This is a genomic window from Mycoplasma sp. 6243 (assembly GCF_051200785.1).
GTDB lineage: Bacteria > Bacillota_I > Bacilli_A > Mycoplasmatales > Metamycoplasmataceae > Mycoplasmopsis.
The window spans coordinates 989,991-1,012,446 of the sequence record NZ_CP195154.1; the positions used below are offsets into that span (position 1 = coordinate 989,991).

Below are 22,456 nucleotides of genomic sequence, written 5' to 3' on the forward strand. Positions count from 1 at the left end.
GGATAATTTATTATCTTGTATTAACAAATATTCAGTTAACTTACCATTTTTTCTAAATTAGAATATTCATATGCTAATCAAAACATTTCACTATCGATTCCGTTAGTTAATAATTCTTTATCTAAAATATTTTTTAGTTCGGTTGTTTTGTATGCTTTAATCATTTTTGACTCCTTGTATTGTTTATGCTTTATCTTTCTTGTGGATTTAAAGAAAGTAAATTATTTAATAAATTCTTTATATGATTTTGATTATTTATATCTAAATTAGGTATACCAAAATCTTTTAGTAATTGTATAAGTTTTTTAATTATGTTATCTGTCTCATCTTTAGTATCAGGTGAAACATCTATATATTCAATGTCGTAGACATTTAAATTCGTTTTATAAGGTTTGTTTTTGTTGATTCATTCAAAAGTTTGATTATCTGTAGAATTACCTTTGTTTATTCTATACAAACGTTCATAATTAACACTTTTTGCTATTTCATTTTGATTATTAGTTACAAGTGTATATGTTCTATTACCACCATCTTCTCTGTTTAAATCTAAAACAGCATGACCTGTGGTTCCGGAACCAGCAAAGAAGTCTAGAATGCGAGCATTTTGATTTGGATGAATATTAGTCAAGTATTTTATAAGTTTGCTTGGTTTTGGATAATTAAATTCAATACCGATATCTTTAACTTCGTTATTACTGAAAATATTAGTTCCTGTTTTATCTTTTTCAAGTAATTTAGGGATAACATAGGTTGAATGTTGCTCGTAATAACGTATAGCTAAACTTTTCTTTTGTTTAACCATAAAAGTAGTTCCACATGCAACACGTTTATCGAGTTCATTTTGACTCCATTTTGATTTTCCTATCAATGTAAATTTGTTAGTATTATAATAATTTGAAACAAAGATATCATTAATAAGTTCGAAATTATTGTATTTGCCTTTTTTAATAATTCCATCTTTTAAATCTTTAAAATTGACTAAAATAACAGGGAATTCATTACTTTTTACTGGAACATCTTTTGAGTAAAGAGCGCTATCGGATTCGTTTGGATTTGAAGTTTTTTCATTAAACAAAAAACGATATATATTTTTTACATAACTAAGAACATATTCTGCGTTTTTTCTTATCTTTCCACTATTTGAACCTGTTTTAGCAAAAATGAAATTTTCTACAAAATTCTCTTCTCCAAATATCTCATCCATCAAAACTTTTAAATATGCCTGCTCATTATCATCGATTGAAACAAAAATTACTCCATCATCTTTGAGAAGTTTTTTAGCTAATTTCAATCTTTCATTCATCATATTTAATCACCCGTTTCGGGTGTATTTATCACGGTAAATAAATCTTTTTGCAGCGACATTTTCTTTATCATTTGCTAATTTATTACCATCATTTAAAGAACTTTCAGTGTTATAAGGAGGATCGATATAAATTACATCGTAATTATATGTAAGTCCCGCTTCTCTCTCAATTACTATTAAATTCTTTAAAGCATCATAGTTTTCGCCAATGATCAAACAATTATCTGTTGATTTAGAATCTTTAAATTTAAAAGATAATTTTTCGTTCTTTTTAAGCAAAGCAATGCTTTGGTTGTTGCTCTCGGGAGCAACATCGAAACGAAACCCGATTTTTATTCTTTGAGCGATAAATTGAAAAATGTATTCTAATTCATTATCATTAAATCTTTTGATTATCTGCGCTGCCCATCTTTTTTGATCAGTGTTTAATTCCTTAGAAGAAATTCTATCTATTTCCTTTAAATATTTTTCTTGCAACTGTGTTAAAGTTTCATCAGATGTATTTATTTCTTTGTTCATAATTCTCCTTATAAAATATATGTAAATATTTTACTACATATTGATTGGTAATTGTTTAATAAATAACATTTCTATTACTTTCTATTTTTACCTTTACAAATATTACAACTAATAACACTGTTATTACAACATGAATTGCTAAGGAAAAAGTGCTTATCACAGGAACTCAAGCAAAGGGTAAGGCTAGTATTATTAAAGAAAATATACTCATACAAAGTCTTAAAATTGATTTACTTATCATTTGCTTTTTAAATAACTTCATTGATATTACAAGCATTATAATAATCATTATTGTTATACTGATATATATTAATGATGCAAGAATTTCTGGTAAACTAAAAATCATAATAGCATAGAAATTTGAAGAAATCAGCAAAGATGAAAAATTAAACTCTATTGATCCGTTATATGGTACAAAATTTCATGATAATGTGAAATAAGATGTAAATGCTCACAATACCATACATACTAAGCTTAAAACAAATGATGCAATTGCTAAATTAAATAATAATTTTTTTTGTCTCATATATTCCTAACTTTACATATTATAAATGAATATATGTAAATATAATAACACTAGGATTAAATCCTAGTGTTATATTTAAATGGTATTATTGGAAATTTTATTAATCTTTCTTTTGAATGAATTTATCAAAATTAACACTATTCTTGGAATATGAATTATTACTATCAAATGATGTGTTATAACTTTGGTCAAATGATGTGTTATTAGCATAGCTGGAAAATCTGTTGTCTGTATAACTATATTGTTGGAATTTTGTATTTATTGAACCTTCATTATTCTTCAATCTTGCAATAGATATCGCTAATAAAACAGTAATAACAATTTGGATAATTAATCCAATTAACGATACAACAGGTATTCACGAAACAAGCTGAGCACCAAGAATTAAAGCAAAATTTGAAATAGCAAAGTTTTTAGTTCTTGCTATGGCTTCATCCTTTTCGCTTTCTTGTAAGGTTATTGCAAAAATAGATATCAACAAACTAATAATTGTTAAATATACAAATAAATTTAATATCGTAAATATAGTATATGTTATAGATGAACCAAGTAAAGTAATCCAATTAAATCCAAATCAACCATAGTTTATAATTAATAATAACACTGATGCAGTTGTTATAATCCAAAATAGCATTGTAATTGAGGTTAATATTAAGGTAGCAAGGTTTAATCTAAATAATAATCTTGTTTTTTCTGTCATTTTTCCTTCTTGTTTGATTTTTAATTTAACTTTATATATGATAAAGCAAAAAAAAAAAAAAAAAACAGAAACCACAAAAAACTTGGGGATTTTTGTTTATTTATGGAATATGAATTTAATATTTTCACATTATTAAGAATATATAAAAAATCGTTTATACAGAGATGTATAAACGAAACCAAATTTCTATTTTTTATCTTGGATAGCAGTAACTCCAGGAAGTTCAAGTCCTTGCAATAATTCTAAACTTGCTCCACCACCAGTTGATACATGTGAGAATTTATCTGACATTCCAAGTTTTTCAACAGCAGCTACTGAATCACCACCACCTACAACTGAGTAGCAATCTTTTAGTTCTGCTATTGCTTTACATACGGTAAATGTCCCATTACGGAAGTTTTCAAATTCAGCAACACCAACAGGGCCGTTTCATACAACAGTCTTCGCTCCCTGAAGAGTTTGTTTAACTAATTCTAAAGATTTAGGACCGATATCTAATCCCATATATCCATCTTTGATTCCCCCAGCATGGAATTCTGGTGTAACATCTTTAAATTCCTTCGCAACTGCATGATCAACAGGTAAAACAATTTTATCTTTGTATTTAACTAAGAAATCCTTAGCAAGAGCAACAAAATCGTTTTCTACTAATGATTCACCAATTGCATAACCAGTAGCCTTTAAAAATGTATATGCCATACCACCAGCAATAACCATTTTGTCAACTCTTTGAATTAAGTTTTCAAGAACTTGGATTTTATCTGATACTTTAGCACCACCTATAATAGCAACAAATGGATGTTCTGGATTGTTCAATACTTTTTTAAGGGATGTTACTTCTTTTTCCATTAAATATCCTAAAGCAGATTCGCTGATATTTTTAGATATCCCAACATTTGATGCATGCGATCTATGTGCAGTTCCGAATGCATCATTAATGAATACATCTCCTAATGATGCTCAGTATTTACCAAGATCTGGATTGTTTTTGCTTTCTGCTTTATCATTTAAATCTTCAAAACGGGTGTTTTCAACCATCAAAACATCACCTGGTTTCATTTGATTAATAGCTTTTTCTAATACTTCACCTTTGGTATAAGGGACAAAGATAACACCTTTGTTTAATAAACGAGATAATTCAGCAGATACTGGTCTAAGTGATTTTTCTCTTAATTCATCTTTTGACTTAATTCTTCCGAGATGAGAGAATAATATGGTTTTACCACCATCGCTGATAATTTTTTGAATAGTAGGTAGTGCTGCTGTAATTCTTTTAGTAGAATAAATAATACTGTCTTTTAATGGAACATTAAAATCCACTCTAACTAAGACTTTTTTGTCTTTTAAAACAACATCATTGATTGTTTTTTTCATATATACTCCTATATCTAAGTTATTATTTATTTAATTATAATAAAATTCTGTTGTAATTGAATCTATCATATAGATTAAGAAAGTTTTTCTTACTTACTGTTATTTTTCTTAAAAGAAACTTTGCGCTCAGTTTTATTATGAATTCTTAAAAAGTTATCATAATGAGCATATATAACAAATAATAATGCAACAAAATAAATAATATAAACTATAAAGAATAAAGAATCACTAGTAGCATTTAAGGTTCCTAAAATACCAGTTGAAATTCAAGGGATTAGTGCAAAAAAGCCTGTAATGCTTGCAGATAATACACTACCTAATGAAACATATTTTCATATATAAATTACTAAAAAATATAATATTACAAATATAGGTAGTAAAATAATGTTTATTGATGTTGCTAAACCTAAAATTGTAGCAACCCCTTTTCCACCACGAAAACCAAAGAAAATAGGTCAAATATGACCGATTACTGTTCCTAAACCAGCGAACGAAGGAAAGATGTATAAAGTTTCTATTATATAACTTACATCTGCAAAATTACTTTGATGACCTAATCTAAAAGTGATATCATGATTTATAGCATAGGTTATCCCATATGCAATTGCAACAATTGCTAAGGTTTTTAATCCATCGATTCATAAAATAATTTGAGCTGCTTTTTTACCCAAAACCCTTTTTGCATTTGTTGAACCTGCATTACCCGAGTGATAATCGCGAACATCGACTTTATAGAATTTTTTACCGATAATAATTGTTGTATTTAATGAACCAACAAGATAACCTAAAATAAAAAAGACTATATTTGTTAAGATACTTAAAAATGCTACCATTATTCCCTTTCATAGCAATATAAATATTTTCAAATAATTATAAATAATTATATAATATAAAAATGAAAGAAAAAAAACAATTTCAGATAAATATAGTGCAACTTCCAGATCCTATTTTGCGTAAAAAATCACATAATGTTCCGATCCCATTAACAGATGAGGATATTAAACTTGCCGAATCAATGATTTATCATATCGATGATAGCCAAAGTCCGGATACTAAATTCCGTCCTGGAGTAGGTGTAGCAGCAGTACAATATGGGATATTAAAAAATGTTTTTTATGTACATGTAAAAGATGGTGAAGAAAAAACAGTATTTAAGGATGTGTTGTTTAATCCTAAGGCACTGGTAAAAAGTGATAAAAAAATTGCTATAGAATCAGGTGAAGGTTGCTTAAGTGTTGATGAAAGTATTCCAAATCAAGATGGATTAGTACATCGGAGCAACAAAGTTGTTGTAGAAGCATATAGTTATTTTCAACGAAAGCAATTAAGATATGAAGTATCAGGTTATTTAGCAATTGTTTTTCAACACGAACTAGATCATCTTAATGGGATGCTATTTATTGATCGAATTGATAAGAAACAACCACACAAAAAGAAGAATAAAGCAATATATATTTAAAGGATAAGATGCTGCAAACAAATTTAATTTTACATTTTCAAGAACAAAATAATGCAAAAGAACAAATCCCTGATTTTTTAAGAAAAATATCAGATGCATTAAAATCAGTCGATGGTAGTGTATGAATCCCAGTTATGGTTGCTGCTCTAATTATTATTTCATTTGGTTTTGGTTTTTTATATAACTGAAAATATATTCCTGTTAAAATAACTGCGATTATTTTATCGATAATTGCTTCTATAGTTAGTGTAACTGTTGCTACAAAAAAAATAGATGATTCAGATATTCGCAGATTTATTCCACTGCTTGCTACTCTTGTTGCATTGATAACATATTGAGTTGTAAGGTTCTTAGGAGTTGTTATTATCTTCTTTATTCATATTTTTTATTCACGTAAAAAATATAAAGTAATTAAACAAGAAAAACCAAAAAAACATTTTTTAATTCGTTTTTTAGCAGGTGGATTAGGAAATATGATAGTTGGGATACCAGGAACCTTATTATTTGCTAATGTGCTTTCTTTATCTACTCCTGAAAATTCATCAGTATCTAAAGCATCGAGATTTTCCGTTTCTTTGATGACCGGTGGAAAAGGAGAAAGTTACGGTGGTTTAGTTCCAAAAATTATTAATATCTTAGACCTTGCATCAGAATTTAGCAGCCAAGGAGATATTCAAAAAATCTTAGAAAAAGCACCAAATCAAATTACACCAAAAGATCAAGAGAAAATTAAAGAAGTTGCAAATAAATTAGTTCCAATTATAAATGATGAAAGACTTAGAAAAACATTTTTGAATAAGGCTAGAGAAAATAATTCACTTGATTTTCTAACCAAAAATTTTGATAAAAAGTTAACTGATGATATCATAAAAGCAGTTAAGACTAAACAGGTTGAATATAATATAGCAAATGATCAAAAGAAAAAAGAAATTGCTACAAACTATATAACAAACGAAGAGAATTTAAAAAATATTTATGAACAATATGTTTCACCTAATTTAGATAAAGCGGCCCAGACACAACTAGCATTTGCTCAAAAGATAATTGATAAAATAAATTCGGATGCCAAAAAAGATTTAAATGCATTTATCTCAAGTGCATATGAAAAAGTTGATCCAAATAGTAGCAATAAATTTGATGTTAGAAAAACAGTAGATGCACTAACTAACTTTATCGCAACATATGATTTTTCTAAAAATAAAGGTTAATTATGTTTAAACCTAAAAATAATTCCGATGAATTAGTTGCTAAAACTGTACAACTTCAAATGGATTCGAAAAGTGAAATTAAAGAAGAAGTTAAATATCGTGATCCAAAAGGTTTGCTAAATCCAGCAACTCAGAAAATCATAAAAAAAGAAATTTTTATTCGTAGAATTAGTGCAATTTTTTGAGGTGTTATTTGGGGTTTATCTGTCTTGGCAATTATTTTGGTTGTTGTTTTGAAATCTTTAGATGATCCTTATTCCGGGATTGCTTTATATGTAGTATTTTCATTTTTATTTTTATTATCAGCTTTTTTAACTATAAAAGGATTGATAAGGATTTCGGGTTGAAAAAAGACTGAAAATAGTTTTCGACAATCATATGCAAAAGGTGACGCAGCTTCAAGCAGCATGTTTGTTGAAACATTTAAAAATTTATCTTTAAAAGCCTTACGCATAAAGTGAATTTATTTCTTTTTTACAACTTATTTTGTCTTATTTAATTTAATTATCTTTGGTTTATGGTCAGCAAAAACATTAGAAATAGGCACACCACCTTCACAAGCATCAGGAATTCATACTAATTTTTATCTTGCTATAAACTTCCAAGAACCTTTGGATAAAGCTTTTGGAAATGTAAAAACTATGTTAATTATTGACTTGGTTGTGCAACTAGGATTAACAGGTTTATTAATAGCAGTACTTTTATATGATAAAAAACGCATTCAAGATATTGATTTGCAACTTGGAAGCGATGATGCAACAGCAAAATTAAAAGAATTAATTCAAAATCGCAAGAAATCTGAAAATAAAGCATGATTAATTTTGTATATTATCATTTTTATCTTAGTTGTTTTAATTCCGCTTGCTTGAATGTTATACTTAGTATATCGCAAGATGATTAGGAGAAAAAAATAATGAATTTATTAGTTTTTATTGAAGATAATTTTAATGATATTGAACTTGTGATTCCGTTATCAATTTGAAAAAAGTCCAATATGTTTGATAAAATAACTTTTTATCACAAGTTTTTAACTCAGGCAAGCGGACAATTTGGTTTTACTAAAATTGAAAATATAGACAAAACCATAGATTTAGATGAATATGATTTTGTTTTTATTCCAGGTGGACGTGGAGCACAAGCTCTTAGAGAAAACAAGGATGCATTAGATAAAATACAAGAATGAATTAATAAAGATAAAAATATGGCGGCTATTTGTGATGCACCTAATGTTTTAGCAGAACATCAAATAATTAAAAAGAAAGATTTCACTGGATACCCATCGCAATGAAGTCGGGAATTTCGAAAAGGCATCAATTATCAGGATGAAAGTATCGTAATTGATAAAAATATTATTACAGGTAAATCTGCATTTGCTGCTGAAAAACTTGCATATAAAGTGTTGCAGGTGCTGTTTGGAGACGATGTAGCAATTAATACATACCAACAAATTTCAGGTAACAGTGATACAGAAAAAATATTAGAAATTTTAAACACACATTAGTGTGTTTTATTATATAATAGCACTATGAATCCATTAGAAATATCAATTCATACATTTAGTTGAATTGCAGCCGTAGTGGTTGCATCACTAGGTGTCCCGCAACTAATTAACCAAATCAAAACCCGTAAAACCGGAAATGTAAACTTCTTTTCATTTTGAGTCTTTCAGATTGGAATTTTACTTTGATTGATATGATCATCGCTTGGAAATGAAAAATTATTAAGCACTTTTGTAGCTAATACAGTCGGGGTATTTTTATACGGAACTATGATTATCTTACTTTATAAATATAAAGATGAGTTTGATAGTCGTATAAAATATTTTGGAATGGGTGCAATAGTAATTACTTGAATTATTGCTCTTATCTTTATTGCCCTAAAAATAATAAATTCATTTAAAACTCCTGTTTATTTATGAGATCCAAAAACCGAATCAGTTATGGGATTTATTTTCCCTGCTTTTACAACCTTAGCATTTATCCCACAGATGATTTTCTCAATTAAAACAAATTCATGAGAAGGAGTTTCACCGTATATGTTTTTAGTTTATGAATTAAATAATACTGTATGAATTATTTTCTGAGCTTTAAACATCTCTAATCCAGCAACTGCTATGCATAAATATGCATTTGTTGGGGGTATTGTGTGACAAATTATTTCATTTATTTTATTTGGTATTCAATTTATCTTTAGTTTTATGGATTATCAAAGAAGAAAAAAGCTAGCAGAATAAAAACAAGGAAGTACCTTGTTTTTATTCTGCTAAAAATGAAGTAATAAATTCACCAATTGTTGCACTGTTATGGTCATTAATGATGTGTGCTGCAACATCTTTCAAATCTGCTGTAGCATTACCCATAGCTATTCCTAAAGAAGCATGTTTCGTCATATCAATATCATTTCCACTATCACCAAAGGTGACAAGGTTTTTAGTTGTAAGATTTAGTAAATTAAGCAAATATTCTAATCCGATTAACTTGGAGGTGTTAATCGGATTTACATCTGTATATATTGAGTTGGTAAGATATATATTGCATTCAAAATCTTTAAGCAATTTCTTAGTCAAATCCGTAATCTCCTTAGCGCTTTTAAGTGGATTACGCAGTGCTATTTGTACAATTTGGACATCTTTATTTTCAATAACTTCTTGCATTTTTTCGATGCTGATTTGATTTATGATGTTCATATCCATTATATTTGCATCTGTAATTCAGTGAGGTTTTTGATTATTAGGTAATGCGGTAGCATTGTAATTATGTGTATCAACAGTTATGATAAGTTGATGCTTGCTAGCAATATCTCTCATTATATAAAAGATATCTTTATCTAAACTATTTAAAATATAGGCTTTTTGATTTTTTATATCATATACAGCAGTTCCGTTAGAACAAACTAAATAATCAATATGATCAACTGCTTTTGAATCTAAAAGAGGTAATGTCTTAGTGATTCCGCGCCCTGTAGCAATTACATTTATGTGACCGTGTTCTTTTGATTTTTTAAGTGCCTTGATTGTATCAATGTGTGCTTTATTATTGCTTTGTAGTAAGGTTCCATCTAAATCAAAAGCAAATACATAAGGTTTTTTAACTCTGTTTTTCAATCTTTTCTACTCCACTCATATAAGGGATTAAAACTTTTGGAACCGAAACACTCCCATCAGGATTTTGGTATTGTTCTAAAATAGCAGCAATAAGACGGTCTACAGCGACACCAGAACCATTGATTGTATGAGCATAATTTGTTTTACCATCATTATCTTTATAACGAATCATCGCACGTCGAGCTTGAAAATCACCAAAATAACTTATGCTAGATACTTCTCTAAATCTTTGTTCTGATGGCAGTCAAAGTTCTAAATCAATTGTGGTTTTTGCTGAAAAACCTAAATCACCAGTGCATAAGCGAACTTTTTGATAAGGAATTTCGAGTTTTTCTAGTACATCTGCTGCATCTAAAACGGTTTGATTATATTCATTTCAAGCAGATTCAGCATTAACGACTTTAACTAATTCAATTTTCTTAAATTGATGTTGTCTTATGATTCCTTTGGTGTCCTTTCCAGAACTACCTGCTTCAGATCGAAAACATTCAGTATATGCTGTCGCCTTAAAAGGTTTGTCAAGATTAATTATTTCATTATTATAAATATTAGTTAATGTAACTTCAGCAGTAGGGATTAGATATTCGTTAACACCCTCAATTTTGTATAAATCTTCTTGGAATTTTGGTAACTGTCCTGTTCCATATAACGCAGTTTCTTTAACAATCACTGGTGTGTTAAACTCTGTATATCCTTTGGATAAGTGTAAATCAAGCATAAAATTAATTAATGCACGAACTAACTTTGCTCCTTGATTTTTATAAATAACATATCTTGAACCAGATAACTTAACTGCTCTTTCAATATCGATGATATCTAAATTTTTCGCAATTTCATAGTGTGGCAACACATCTGAAACAAGTCCTCTACCAAGGTTTTCAAATTTCTCAATAACTACATTATCATTTTCATCTCTACCTATAGGGACATCATTCGTAGGTAAATTAGGGATTTGTAGCAGCATATTTGTAATTTTTGCGATAAGTTCATTACTTTGTTCGTCTAATAAACTTTGGTGTTGTTTAATTTTTTGAATCTCTTTTTTAATTTGAGCAAGTTTCTCGGGGTTGTTTTTATATAAACCAAATTCCTTAGAAATTGCTGCTAATTTACTTTTAGCACTTTGTGCTTCATACATAATATGCCCGCGTTTTTTTGCTAAAGTTAAAAAAGCATCTAAAAAATGCATATCAAATCTACGATTTTTTAGGTGTTTTTTAACTTCATTTTCATTACTAATTATATATTTTATATCTAACATAAAACCTCATACATTCTTGTAAATTATACACTGTTAATTGATTTTAATAATATGATAAATACCATTTTTACTGCTATATTATAGTTGTTTTTGTTATTTAATAAGCTACTTTGATAAAAAAAAATTTGTTATATAATTTATACACGCTTATTATATATTTATAAAGGAGGACGAATGAGCAAACGTACATATCAACCAAATAAACGTAAACATGCCAAAGTTCATGGTTTTAGAGCTAGAATGAAAACAGCAAATGGAAGAAAAGTTTTAGCAGCAAGAAGAGCTAAAGGTAGAAAAAGATTAACAGTTTCAGATAAATAATAATTTGTATGAAAAAACAATATCGACTAAGAAAAAACTGAGATTTTCAAAGAATAATTGACAATAATAAATATGTCTCTAATAAATATTTAGTTATCTATTATGCAGAAAGTTCTTCATTTCATGCAGGTATTACAGTACCAAAGAAATTTGAAAATGCAGTCGGTCGTAATTATAATAAAAGACAACTTAAAGCAATTATTCATGAAATTAAGATTTATGATTTAAATTATGATTTTGTGTTAATTGTTCGCAAAGATTTTATTGCAAATGATTATGCAACTAAAAAGCAGTCAATTGCTAAACTCTTTGAGAAATTTAGGAAAAATGAAAAAAATAAATCATTTTAATTATTTCAACCAAGAAGGTAAGGAACAACAAAAAAAACAAGATACACTAAAGAAAGTTTGAAAATGAATTAAGATTGTTTTATATACTTTGTTATTTGGTTTAACAGTAACAGGTTGCGTGCAATCATTCGTTCTTAAAAATTCATCGAGTGTAGGAAATAGTATTGAATTTTACTCAAGCAAGGATGAAGTTTCCCCACGTGTAAATACTTTTGTTGTAAAAGACACAAAAGAACAAAAGATAAACATCAAAGATAATGACAACAAAGATGTTACAAAAGATGGAAAAATACAAACCGTTCCTTATGAACTTGCAACTCTTTCTATAAATCCTGATATAAACACTCTAGTAAACAATCCAGATATTCTTGAAAAACTAAAAAAACAAACATCTGATTCTTGATCAAAAGATGATACATACACTGTTAAAGAACCGCAAAAGGATGGAAGTATTAAAGAAGCACAGAAAGAATATCCTAAACCTGAATATGGAGAAATAAAAAAATATTATACAACTTTTGCTATCGCTGATCCGAAAGTGATAAAAAACTTAGGATATGATTATGATGATAAAAATAAAAACGTTGTTGCAAATCCTGATAAAAATAATATTAGTTTAATAGCAAAAAACGGAAGATTCTTATTTCAAGCAAGTAACTCAACTAGATATAAATATACTAATGATATTACTAATATATACCTATTGACTTTTGCATCAAAAAAAGATGAGCAACTTGTTCAGGTAATTACACATCCAGAAACAAAGGATTCTAAAAAACAAATACCTACTGTTGAAAATGGAAATTATATTTTAGTAGGGTTATCAGGTTTACAATCCGTTCCAAAATATACAGGTTTACTAACAGAAAATACTATTAATTTAGCATTTGCTCGTGATGTTCTCCAAACCTTATACAATTTTTCTTTTGGTCCAAACAGTACATTTATCGCAAATTTTAATAAATATGCTGTTTTACCAGAAAACAAACAAAAAGACAAGGATGTTTTGAAAGATTACCAGTCATTTAGTGATTATTTAGAATTCTTAGCAAAAAAATTACAAGGACAAAGTAATCCAAGAATACCAATTTCACAAGCAGAAAAATTCTATATTGATGTTTATCAAGCAACAATGACTCAATATCTTACACAATTAGGTTTTTTACATGCTGATGATTTTAAAAGTTTTAATAAAGATACAGGGAAAAGTACTGTTTTTACAGAACCTACTGCAGCTACTAAGTATAACCCTGAGCAAAATATTTTATATGATTTAGGACAACGTCAGAATAAAGATAATAAATCAGAAAAAAGAAGAGATATTGATATACCTTTTAAAGGTGATTATCCAAGTCAAGCAATAACTAATTGAGGTGAAGCTTGAGCATATGGTCCATTTTACGGATTTATAGTATATCCACTTTCTGCAATTACACAAGGAATAAGCAAAGGTATTCCTGATTTAAAAGGTTGAGGATCTATCATTGTTATCATTTTAGCTTTAATTATTACTCGTTTAACTATGTTTGGTATCACCTTTAGATCTAAAATGATGCAAAGTGTTCAAGATAGTCTTCGTCCTAAAAAAGCAGCAATTGAAGCAAAATATGTTGGTTTTGAAAAAAACAAAGCAATGAAAATGAAGAAAAACCAAGAAATTCAAGCATTATATTCTAAATATAATATAAGTCCACTTGACCAATTTGGTAGCATCTTATTAACTATACCGGTTTTCCTTGCGATGTGGCGTGTAATTCAAGCAATTCCACAAATAAAACAAACTACTTGATTAGGATTAAATTTTGCTTCTGTTTCATGAACTAAGATTTTAAGTGGAGAATTCATATATTCTTGAATTCTGATTCTAACAATTGCTATTCAAGTGTTATCACAGTTGCTTCCAAAACTATTGAATCGCAAGGGTGTTAAGCAAAGAAATACCATAGCAGAAGCACAAGCATTAAAGAAATCAGAACGTACCCAAAAGATTATGGTGATTGTATTTGCTGTAATTACAGTCCTATTTTCGGTAGGTGTGCAAGTCTACTGATTATTTGGTGGATTATGACAAATTGGAGAAGTTCTTCTTCTCCATCGTTTAAAAAAGACAACTTGATATAAACAAAAATATGAAAGTCGTCTTAAAAAATCATAGGCTATATATGTTTTAAATGTGTTTTATTTGAAAATAATGTATAATTTAGTAATGTCAACAAAAGATGAAAAACTCAAACAACTAAAATTAATTACAAATTCATGAATAAAGTCATTTACTGACGCTTCCGAATGATGTTAAAGAAGTATTAGCATCTTATATTACTTCATGAAATAATAGTAAAGATATAACAATAGAAAAACCTAAATATTGTCATAGATAGTGGATACTGTAAAGATACACAAGCACGGTTCAACAAACAACATCGCCTCGTTATAGATGTTTAGATTGTAAGAAAACTTTTAGTAATTGCACTGGAACAGTTTTTGAAAGACTAAGAAAAACACATCAAGTTTAAATATCAAATGTTTCTTGAGTGTCATTTAAAGAAATTAACACTTAAAGAAACTGCAGCGATTTGTGGAATTAATTTAAAAACAAACTTTTGTTTGAAGACATAAATTATTAGATTTTATTAAATCTAAGCAAAAAGAATCAGATGTCAGTAGTGGAATAATCGAGACTTGACGAAATATATTTTCTTGATGTAAAAAAGGTAGACACAAGAACGGAATAGGTAGAGCAGCAAGAAAACGTGGAAAATCTTTATACTATAACTCAAAAAGAGGTATAAATAGTGATTTAGATTGTGTTTCTACTATGGTTGATAGAAATGGGGAATCGCAATTTCTTATTTAGGAAAAGGTAAAACCTTCTGCAGAAAAACTATATTTTGCTTTTAAATACAAAGTTAAAAATCCTGAATCTGCAAAATTTATAACTGATGGGGAAACATCATATAAACCTTTTATAAATAAGATAGGTGCATCTCATTATATTGTTGGTGCTTCTAAGAAAAAATCTTTTGTTTATAAAGAAAATTCAGATAAAACAAAAAGTGTAAGGGAAAAATTACATATACAAAATGTTAATAATTTTCATCGCAAGATTAAAGAATTAATTGAAAATGTATATAACGGAGTTTCAAGTAAAAATTTAGATAAGTATATAAATTGGGTAAAGTGAACAAGAATAAACAAAGGAAATCATTATTCAATGATGATAGCTTTAAATAAATTTTTAACAAGCAGGTAAAAATAAGACAAAAAGATTTTTTGGATTCTTAAAATATAACAAAAAATAAGAATTTAAATTAAATAATAAGTTGTTTTTTAGTTTTTTAACAAAAACATTTAAAATTATTTAAAAACACACATTTAAAACATAAATAGCCAAATCATAAATTAAACACCAGAAATATCTGGTGTTTTTAATTAACAAGAAAATCAGTTAATAATATAGGTTCTTTTTTGTTAAAGAGAATATCAATAATACTTTGAAATAATTTGGTTTCAATTTGCTTTTCTTTAAGCATCTTAGCAAGTATTTTAGCAGTTTGATATCCTTCGATGGTTTTTGAATTATTTTCAAGTGCTTTGCTGATACCAAATTCGGAAATTTGATTACCGAACATATAATTACGACTCTTAGAAGAATTACAGGTTAAGAAAACATCACCAATACCAGCAAAATCAAATCCCATTTTAACATCATCATTTCCTGAGATAACCTTATATATATCTAATATTTCATTCACCCCGATTGTTATAATCGCAGCAACAGTATTGTTGCTATTAGTGTGGTTTGATAAAATTCCCAAACCGATAGCTAAAACATTTTTCAAAGCACTGAATAACTCGCTTCCAAGGACGTTTTTTTGATGACGAAGTTGAAAATACCGATTATTAAAATAACTCATAATTTCTTGACAATAATCACTGTTAGTTCCTAAGATGTTAATAATAGTTACTTCCTTTTGAAATACTTCAATAGCAAACGAAGGTCCTACTAAAGAAACTAAGTTCTTAAGATTTCTCTTAAAACGATGTTGGATAAAGTCACTAAAAAACATTTCTGAAACACTTTCAATTCCTTTTGACAGATTAACAATATTTACTTTACGGTTTTTTAAACTATGATGCATTTGTTTTAAAATCCCTTTTAAAGTGTTAGCCGGAACTGCTAAAACAATATTTTCACTGTTTAATACTACTTCATCAAAATCAAGTGTCGCTTTAATCTTATCTGGTGCATAAAAAGGTAAAGATCAAAAATATTTTTGATTATATCCGTTATTAATATCATCCACTTCAACTTTATCAATACCATACATAATTACATTATGTCCATTTTCTGAAAGCACATTTGCTAAAGCACTACCCCAAGCACCAGTCCCGATAAAACCAAATTTGTATAATTTCTTCATATGCTTATTATACAAGTTTTGCAATAATTTCAAGATATAAAAAAATGGCTCTGAAATATTATTCAAAACTTTACATAGTTACAATGTATAAAAATTATATAGCATAAAGCAGGATTAATCACTTTTTACCAGTTTTTTTAATACCATAAAAAGTCTAATTTAAGATTTTTCTGTTTTACTTTTTATAATAAAACACCTTTATATAAAAATATAAAAAACAAAATCTGAAAAAGTGAACTTGTAGCAAATAAAATATTTGCGTAACTGCCACAGATATAAAGTTTTTTGTTTCTTTTTTTCAAAAAGAAAATTCCCCACTATTTTGCTATGTAGGCGGGGTTAGGGGTGGTAAAAGTGAGAAACCCTTAAAAACATTTGTATGTGTATGTTTTAAACGATTTTCCTGTAAAGGAAAATCCTAGAACTGCTTTGGTAAAATATTCATAAATTTTGTTTGTTTGATTTTATAAATTTGTGATGTTATCGAGTTTTTTACGAGCATCTTCTGAGTTCATCTAGTATTTGTTGCAATATTTTTATTTCATCAGCCTGTATATTTATCAGATGAAGCAATTTTTCTAATTTTTAAATCAAGTAATTTATTAAAGGAGAAACCACTCGAAAGAAGTCTTGATATGATTTGTACTTCTTTTACCCCTAATGGCGAGCGTTTTTCAGAATGCTATTTTCTCATAATGAGTCATATCTTTTGTAGATATCGGTTTTGCTTCATATCTTTTATTTTTGGTTCTAAAATATAATTTTTCGTCTGTTCCTATGACAAATTTTATATCTGTGCTGCTATTAATTTTAATTCTTTTGTCATTTTCATAGGGTGCATAATTTACATTATTATAAGTTACTGCAGCAGCATTAATTTTTCTTTTTATCTCTAAATCAAAGTAATTTTCTAGGTATTCTTTATGTGGTTGTCTAAAGAAATTACTTTGTGGATTTTGTATAACACTTTTTCTTGTAATATTTAAATAATTCATTAATTCACCTATATTTTGGTTCAATTCTTCAATTGTTTTATAATTGTGGTCTTTTATTCAACTTGGAATTCTCTTTTGTGCAAAAATCTCAAAAACGTTCAATATGTGGTTTTCCGTTTGATTCAGAAGTGGTTATAAATTCTATTCCTAAATCTCTTACGGCATTATATGTAGAAGCATTTGATTCAGCAGAATTATAAAAATTCTTTCTGTTATCTGTAATAATCATTTGTGGAATTCCATAATTATTTATCATTTTTTCAATATTTGATTGATGTCCATTTAATGATTCTGCTTTTTTCTCAAAATGTAATGACAAAATTAAACCTGTTGCTACATCAATGGAACCAATTAATGTTATTTCTTTATTATTTAAGAATTTGTGTGAGCATCCATCTATTTCTACCCTTTGACCAAATGAGAAATTTCGTCTTTGTTCGGTTCTAATTACTTCTTTTTCTTAGGTTTTTTAAAAACCATATTATCAAAAAGATATTCCTTATTCGTTAATTTTGCATACTTTACATATTTTTTTGCAGAATTTTTGCTACTTTTATAAGCAAAAGCAGATGTAACACCTAATTTTATTAGTCTTTTATGAAATTGAGAGTAAGATATATTCTGAGTTTATTTTTTCATTATATAAAAACAAACTCAAATATGAATCTGTTGAACTCTTCCCGTCGCTAAGTGAGGAGTTTTTTATTATTATAATCTTCTGCTAATTTCTTTATCTCTTCATTTGAGTATTTTCAGGCATGAATGTTATCTCTATTCTTATGAAGAACAAATTTTTTAATAAACTTCTTCTCCCTTTTATATAATTTTCTTATATTTAATAACAGTTACGAGAGATTTTCCGATTTTTTTGCTAAACTCTGTATTGTTAAATCACTAAATTGCATTACTGTTTGTAAATTTATCAGTCTTGTTTTTCTGAAATTAGATAATTCAAAGTTATTGTTCATTATTAAATCCTTACAAAATTATATACTATAGTAATTAGTAAAATTTTGTTTAATAATTCACGTAATTTCAAGATATAAAAAAATGGCAGGAGTAGCAGGATTCGAACCCACAACACACGGGGTTGAAGCCCGTTGTTCTACCGTTGAACTATACTCCTAATATTTTTTATTATACCATAAATAAGCAAAATATAAATTAGTTATTTTAGATTTTTCTATCTATATTTATTCAAATTGATATAATAAAACAAAGAAATTTGAATCTTTATAAAAGAGGTTGTTATATGTCGTTTTCAAATAAAGATAAGAGTAAACATGGTCATAATGCTCAGAAGAGCATAATTGATTTGTTAAATTTTTGTAAAAATAATAATTATATAAAGAGTTTTCGTGTAAATTATAGAATCGGTAAAGAAGGCTATATTAATAACGAACAGTTTTATGCACCGTTTATTATAAAATTTCTTGATGACAAAGAATGGATAATATTTTCTACAACATCAATGAGAAGTGATAGAATAAAGGGTCAACAATGAGATGCATTTAATATAAAAGAAATAAATAAACAAGTTGAAAAAGCATTTTTAATATATTCAGACGATGTAGATGAGAAAGAAAGTTTTCTCTTTGCTCGACAAAACAACAAATATATTCTCAAAGAAGAAGTGACAGCTATTAACGAAATATTGAATCAAAGCAATCTTTATAAACAGATAGAACAAAAAGCATTATTTGATTATAATGATGGTTTTAAAAAGAATATGCAAGGATTAACATTTGAAAAAATTATTTCATTAATATTAAGTAATTCAGATAATTTAAAGAAATATAAAGAAAAAGATAAAACAATTACAGGACTAAATTATCCATATTTTTATAAGATTATTAGCAAGATAGATATCAAACCAGAAGAAATCAAATTTATAGATGCAACATCTAACGAATCTGAAATAGGTAAATTACCATCTGGTGGAAAACCTAAAACTGACATTATTCTGAAGATAAACAAATTAAATAATGAGTCTATAATTTTAACTATAAACTGCAAAAGAACTAGTGCAAAAAATGTTACTGTACATGAATATAAAGCAGAATCGTTCGTGAGTGTGCTAAGTCCACAAAATAAAGAGTTAAAGAATCTATTACAGATATTTCAAGAAAATCCAACATTGTCTAGCTTTGGCGAAGATAATAAAAGAAGATTAACATCAATATTAAAACCATTGAAAGAAAAATTAGCAAAATGAGTAATAGGTGGGGTTTGTGGTAATGGGTTTCTAAATAAACAATGATCAAGTCATATTTTAACTTTTGATAATAATACATCTATGATTTATTTTTATACAATCGATGAATATATAGATTTACTAGATAAACACAATATTTGTGGACATTTTGGCACACATTTTTTATGAACATATCCATCTAAGAAGAAAGGTAAAGCAATACAATTAAAATGTAAAATTATTTCAGAAATATAAATTACCTTTTTATAACTTTCTTCATTGCATCAGCAACTGCTTTAATCATTGGAATTGCTACAGAATTACCAAATTGTCTATACATTTGTGTCCTTGATACAGGGACAATAAAATTATCAGGAAACCCCATTAATCTCTTTAATTCTAATTCGCTATACATTCTAAGACCAGTTTTTCCATCTTTTATAAATGTATTTGTAAGCCTTTGGATTTTATGATAACTTGCACATAATGTATTAACTTGGATATTGCTATCAAAGTCTACTATCTGCGGTTTTCCATCATCTACTTTAAATAAATAATTTTTCTGTAGGTGTTCTGTGACTGAATAACCATTCGGGCTTCTCTCAAGAATATCACTAATCGGTATTCTAACTTCTTTGTCTCCTTCTGGAATCTCAAAATTATTAACATTTAAATCTTTTCTAAAACCTACAATAATTATTCTCTCACGTCTTTGTGGTAAACCAAAATTTTGTGCATCAAGTATCTTATAAAAAGTCTTGTATTCAAGATCGTTTAAACTTTGCAAAATTATCTTAAAGGTTCTACCTTTATCATTTGTTAATAATCCTTTGACATTTTCAAGTAAAAACATCTTAGGTTTTGAGTGTTTTAAAATTCTAAGAATATCAAAAAATAATGTTCCTTGACTTTGATGTGTAAAACCTTGTCTTTTTCCGATGTGACTAAAAGGTTGACAAGGAAAACCTGCTAAAAGAATATCGTGATTTGGAATATTTTTTTCGTTTATTTTTCTAATATCACCAAATGGAATTTCATTATAGTTAGCAAAATATGTCTTAGCAGCAAATTTATCTCACTCGCAACTAAATACGCATTTGGTATCATCATCTTCAAATGCTTTTCTGATGCCACCTATTCCAGCAAACAAATCGATAAATGTAAGTGTTTTATCTATAGATTTCATATCTTCCTTTGATATTTGGAATATTATTATAACTTAATTTTTAAACAAACTAATGAAATGAATCGAATCAAAAAAACTAACAAATGTTAGTCTTTTGATTCGACATTATAAAAATTCTTGTGTATTTTAATAAAATCTAAGTTATATCCTATAAAAAGGTAAGTAGTATATATAATAGCATCTTATCAGAAAAATTTAAAAATTTTTTTGAAAAACCCGCAAAATAAAGCGAACAAAAGTAATCTTTTGTTCTTTTGCTTTATATTTTGCAGGTTTTTCAATACCAAATCGAAGTTTAACCAATATTTCTAAATCCGTTTGTTGCTCTAAAACTTCTGTCAATATTTCAGTTATCAAAAATATGTGCTAAAAGCAGTGATAAACTTTCCGTATTAGGAAATGAAACTTTTCTTTTTAAAATCAATTTCATATCTCGAGTTTAAGGATCTGATTGGATTTGTTGTATAAATAGATTTACGCTTTTCAGGTGGAAAATCAAAAAATGTTAATAAATTTTGCATTTGCAAAAGATATGAGACTTCTTTTTTGTAACCTTTTATAGTTCATTTTGATACAAAGTTTTCTAGTTCTTTTTGTGCTTCAAATTATATTACTTCGTTTTGCAATCAACATAAAATCATTAGAAATTTCTTTACGATCAGAAACCCTTACTTTAGACACAATATTTCTTTGAATGTATACAAGACATCTTTGAGTCTTAGATTTTGGAAAAATTTCATTTACAACATTTTCTAAACCAGGTAAACCGTCAAAGACAAAAATTTCAACTTCTTCTACACCTTGTTCCTTGATTTTTAGTAATAATTCTCTAAAAATTCCTTTGTTTTCATTTGGACAAATTTCAAAGTTTAGCACTTGCTTATAACCATTTTCGTCAATTCCCATAACGATATTTATAGACTTCCTTTGCATAACTTCCTCGTTTGATGGAAAAGTAAGTAGAATCAAGAAAAATTGCTTGAAATTTCTTTGGTAGACTTTCTATTTTGGAATTCATCTACCTTTTCCTTTGTAGTAGTAAAGATATTAGAAATTGTTTGTCTTGACATTTTTATGTCTGTAGAATTCTCAATGAAATCAGTGATTTCTTTATAAGAACCACCTAGTTTGCAAAAGGACATTATCATCTGAGTAAGATCATCACTTCTTCGACTATATCTGGTAAATAATTTACTTTTAATTCTTCCTGCTCTATCTCTTGGAACATTTAGCAATGCTTTTCCAATAGGTGTATCTAGTGCTTCTTGTATAATAACCATTTCGTGTATTTTTCTTTTCATATTTAGAATTTTCAAATTCAAATTTTAAGTTCTCATCAAACTCTTCTTTTAAGATTGCATTCATTATATTAGTAATGATATCTCTTGAAAATTCTGCTACGAATTTAAACCCATTTTCTTTTATTTCATTAATCTTTTCTGAAATTAACAAATTTTTTGATATAATATCTGTCATGTGTTCTCCTTTGTTTTATTTCACTTACAATTTTAAAGGAGTTTCACTCTTTTTTAA

The 22,456-nt window shown here is 27.5% G+C and carries 26 protein-coding genes, 1 tRNA gene and 1 pseudogene; 9 read left to right on the plus strand and 19 right to left on the minus strand.

All coding sequences use genetic code 4. The features are described 5' to 3' along the window. Positions 1-35: 35 nt before the first annotated feature. The 6 genes from ACR82Z_RS04120 to plsY form a co-directional block, all read right to left on the minus strand. A complete protein-coding gene (locus ACR82Z_RS04120; RefSeq protein ID WP_435129165.1) occupies positions 36-164 on the minus strand; it encodes a hypothetical protein in 129 nt (42 codons plus the stop codon). A gap of 26 nt (positions 165-190) precedes the next feature. Continuing rightward, on the minus strand, positions 191-1,825 hold the full coding sequence (locus ACR82Z_RS04125; protein ID WP_435129167.1) for a DNA methyltransferase: 1,635 nt from the start codon (positions 1,823-1,825) through the stop codon (positions 191-193). Positions 1,826-1,880: 55 nt separating this feature from the next. Then, positions 1,881-2,351, minus strand: a complete 471-nt coding sequence (locus tag ACR82Z_RS04130; RefSeq protein ID WP_435129169.1) for a hypothetical protein — start codon at positions 2,349-2,351, stop codon at positions 1,881-1,883. Between the two features lie 100 nt (positions 2,352-2,451). Next, positions 2,452-3,051 (minus strand): hypothetical protein, encoded by a 600-nt coding sequence (locus ACR82Z_RS04135; protein ID WP_435129172.1) that lies wholly within the window; start codon positions 3,049-3,051, stop codon positions 2,452-2,454. Between the two features lie 186 nt (positions 3,052-3,237). After that, the gene (locus ACR82Z_RS04140) at positions 3,238-4,425 is read right to left on the minus strand and encodes a phosphoglycerate kinase (protein ID WP_435129175.1); all 1,188 of its coding nucleotides are present in this window, start codon (positions 4,423-4,425) and stop codon (positions 3,238-3,240) included. An 89-nt stretch (positions 4,426-4,514) separates the two neighbouring features. Next, entirely contained in the window at positions 4,515-5,258 is a 744-nt protein-coding gene (plsY, locus tag ACR82Z_RS04145) for a glycerol-3-phosphate 1-O-acyltransferase PlsY (RefSeq protein WP_435129178.1), read from the minus strand. A gap of 62 nt (positions 5,259-5,320) precedes the next feature. Between plsY and def the strand changes: the two genes are divergently transcribed. Genes def through ACR82Z_RS04170 form a run of 5 tightly spaced genes read left to right on the plus strand, consistent with a single transcriptional unit; the run spans position 5,321 to position 9,325 of the window. Beyond that, positions 5,321-5,884 carry a peptide deformylase gene (def, locus tag ACR82Z_RS04150; protein WP_435129181.1) on the plus strand — a complete coding sequence of 188 codons (564 nt, stop codon included), beginning with the start codon at positions 5,321-5,323 and terminating at the stop codon, positions 5,882-5,884. An 8-nt stretch (positions 5,885-5,892) separates the two neighbouring features. After that, on the plus strand, positions 5,893-7,092 hold the full coding sequence (locus tag ACR82Z_RS04155) for a hypothetical protein (RefSeq protein ID WP_435129184.1): 1,200 nt from the start codon (positions 5,893-5,895) through the stop codon (positions 7,090-7,092). A 2-nt stretch (positions 7,093-7,094) separates the two neighbouring features. Beyond that, positions 7,095-8,006 (plus strand): MSC_0882 family membrane protein, encoded by a 912-nt coding sequence (locus ACR82Z_RS04160; RefSeq protein WP_435129186.1) that lies wholly within the window; start codon positions 7,095-7,097, stop codon positions 8,004-8,006. Continuing rightward, on the plus strand, positions 8,006-8,593 hold the full coding sequence (locus tag ACR82Z_RS04165; protein WP_435129189.1) for a DJ-1/PfpI family protein: 588 nt from the start codon (positions 8,006-8,008) through the stop codon (positions 8,591-8,593). Before ACR82Z_RS04160 ends, ACR82Z_RS04165 begins: the two co-directional genes overlap by 1 nt. 24 nt (positions 8,594-8,617) lie before the next feature. Next, on the plus strand, positions 8,618-9,325 hold the full coding sequence (locus ACR82Z_RS04170) for a PQ-loop domain-containing transporter (protein ID WP_435129192.1): 708 nt from the start codon (positions 8,618-8,620) through the stop codon (positions 9,323-9,325). Positions 9,326-9,346: 21 nt separating this feature from the next. Here the strand turns inward: ACR82Z_RS04170 and ACR82Z_RS04175 are convergent, their stop codons facing one another. Continuing rightward, positions 9,347-10,195 carry an HAD-IIB family hydrolase gene (locus tag ACR82Z_RS04175; RefSeq protein WP_435129195.1) on the minus strand — a complete coding sequence of 283 codons (849 nt, stop codon included), beginning with the start codon at positions 10,193-10,195 and terminating at the stop codon, positions 9,347-9,349. After that, positions 10,179-11,456, minus strand: coding sequence for a serine--tRNA ligase (gene serS, locus ACR82Z_RS04180; protein ID WP_435129198.1), 1,278 nt, complete (start codon positions 11,454-11,456; stop codon positions 10,179-10,181). The genes ACR82Z_RS04175 and serS overlap by 17 nt, the downstream gene beginning before the upstream one ends. Before the next feature lie 174 nt (positions 11,457-11,630). Here serS and rpmH point away from each other — a divergent pair, with 174 nt between their 5' ends. Genes rpmH through yidC form a run of 3 tightly spaced genes read left to right on the plus strand, consistent with a single transcriptional unit; the run spans position 11,631 to position 14,282 of the window. Next, positions 11,631-11,777 carry a 50S ribosomal protein L34 gene (rpmH, locus tag ACR82Z_RS04185; protein WP_004794083.1) on the plus strand — a complete coding sequence of 49 codons (147 nt, stop codon included), beginning with the start codon at positions 11,631-11,633 and terminating at the stop codon, positions 11,775-11,777. 8 nt (positions 11,778-11,785) lie between these two features. After that, a complete protein-coding gene (gene rnpA / locus ACR82Z_RS04190) occupies positions 11,786-12,127 on the plus strand; it encodes a ribonuclease P protein component (RefSeq protein WP_435129202.1) in 342 nt (113 codons plus the stop codon). Beyond that, the gene (yidC, locus tag ACR82Z_RS04195) at positions 12,105-14,282 is read left to right on the plus strand and encodes a membrane protein insertase YidC (protein WP_435129204.1); all 2,178 of its coding nucleotides are present in this window, start codon (positions 12,105-12,107) and stop codon (positions 14,280-14,282) included. Before rnpA ends, yidC begins: the two co-directional genes overlap by 23 nt. Positions 14,283-15,552: 1,270 nt before the next feature. On the opposite strand, the gene ACR82Z_RS04200 is transcribed toward yidC, so the two are convergent. The 5 genes from ACR82Z_RS04200 to ACR82Z_RS04220 all read right to left on the minus strand — a co-directional run bounded on the left by ACR82Z_RS04200 (position 15,553) and on the right by ACR82Z_RS04220 (position 18,669). Then, a complete protein-coding gene (locus ACR82Z_RS04200; RefSeq protein WP_435129207.1) occupies positions 15,553-16,548 on the minus strand; it encodes an NAD(P)H-dependent glycerol-3-phosphate dehydrogenase in 996 nt (331 codons plus the stop codon). Between the two features lie 602 nt (positions 16,549-17,150). Then, the gene (locus tag ACR82Z_RS04205; protein WP_435129210.1) at positions 17,151-17,645 is read right to left on the minus strand and encodes a hypothetical protein; all 495 of its coding nucleotides are present in this window, start codon (positions 17,643-17,645) and stop codon (positions 17,151-17,153) included. Further along, positions 17,581-17,862 carry a hypothetical protein gene (locus ACR82Z_RS04210; RefSeq protein WP_435129213.1) on the minus strand — a complete coding sequence of 94 codons (282 nt, stop codon included), beginning with the start codon at positions 17,860-17,862 and terminating at the stop codon, positions 17,581-17,583. The genes ACR82Z_RS04205 and ACR82Z_RS04210 overlap by 65 nt, the downstream gene beginning before the upstream one ends. Positions 17,863-18,388: 526 nt before the next feature. Continuing rightward, the gene (locus ACR82Z_RS04215) at positions 18,389-18,511 is read right to left on the minus strand and encodes a hypothetical protein (protein WP_435129216.1); all 123 of its coding nucleotides are present in this window, start codon (positions 18,509-18,511) and stop codon (positions 18,389-18,391) included. Positions 18,512-18,594: 83 nt separating this feature from the next. Further along, positions 18,595-18,669, minus strand: a tRNA-Trp gene (locus ACR82Z_RS04220). A 126-nt stretch (positions 18,670-18,795) separates the two neighbouring features. Between ACR82Z_RS04220 and ACR82Z_RS04225 the strand changes: the two genes are divergently transcribed. After that, a complete protein-coding gene (locus tag ACR82Z_RS04225) occupies positions 18,796-19,992 on the plus strand; it encodes an MspI family type II restriction endonuclease (protein ID WP_435129219.1) in 1,197 nt (398 codons plus the stop codon). A gap of 1 nt (position 19,993) precedes the next feature. On the opposite strand, the gene dcm is transcribed toward ACR82Z_RS04225, so the two are convergent. From dcm to ACR82Z_RS04255, 6 genes and pseudogenes are all read right to left on the minus strand, one after another. After that, positions 19,994-20,923, minus strand: coding sequence for a DNA (cytosine-5-)-methyltransferase (gene dcm, locus ACR82Z_RS04230; protein WP_435129222.1), 930 nt, complete (start codon positions 20,921-20,923; stop codon positions 19,994-19,996). 295 nt (positions 20,924-21,218) lie between these two features. After that, positions 21,219-21,353: a hypothetical protein gene (locus ACR82Z_RS04235; RefSeq protein WP_435129225.1), complete on the minus strand. Its 135-nt coding sequence runs from the start codon at positions 21,351-21,353 to the stop codon at positions 21,219-21,221. Beyond that, positions 21,316-21,483: a transposase gene (locus tag ACR82Z_RS04240; RefSeq protein ID WP_435130644.1), complete on the minus strand. Its 168-nt coding sequence runs from the start codon at positions 21,481-21,483 to the stop codon at positions 21,316-21,318. The genes ACR82Z_RS04235 and ACR82Z_RS04240 overlap by 38 nt, the downstream gene beginning before the upstream one ends. A 109-nt stretch (positions 21,484-21,592) precedes the next feature. After that, positions 21,593-21,856: pseudogene (locus tag ACR82Z_RS04245) on the minus strand (transposase); the annotation flags it as partial. Further along, a complete protein-coding gene (locus tag ACR82Z_RS04250) occupies positions 21,838-22,203 on the minus strand; it encodes a transposase (RefSeq protein ID WP_435129228.1) in 366 nt (121 codons plus the stop codon). The gene ACR82Z_RS04250 and the pseudogene ACR82Z_RS04245, both read right to left, overlap by 19 nt. Then, entirely contained in the window at positions 22,136-22,399 is a 264-nt protein-coding gene (locus ACR82Z_RS04255; RefSeq protein WP_435128564.1) for a transposase, read from the minus strand. Before ACR82Z_RS04255 ends, ACR82Z_RS04250 begins: the two co-directional genes overlap by 68 nt. Positions 22,400-22,456 lie beyond the last annotated feature (57 nt).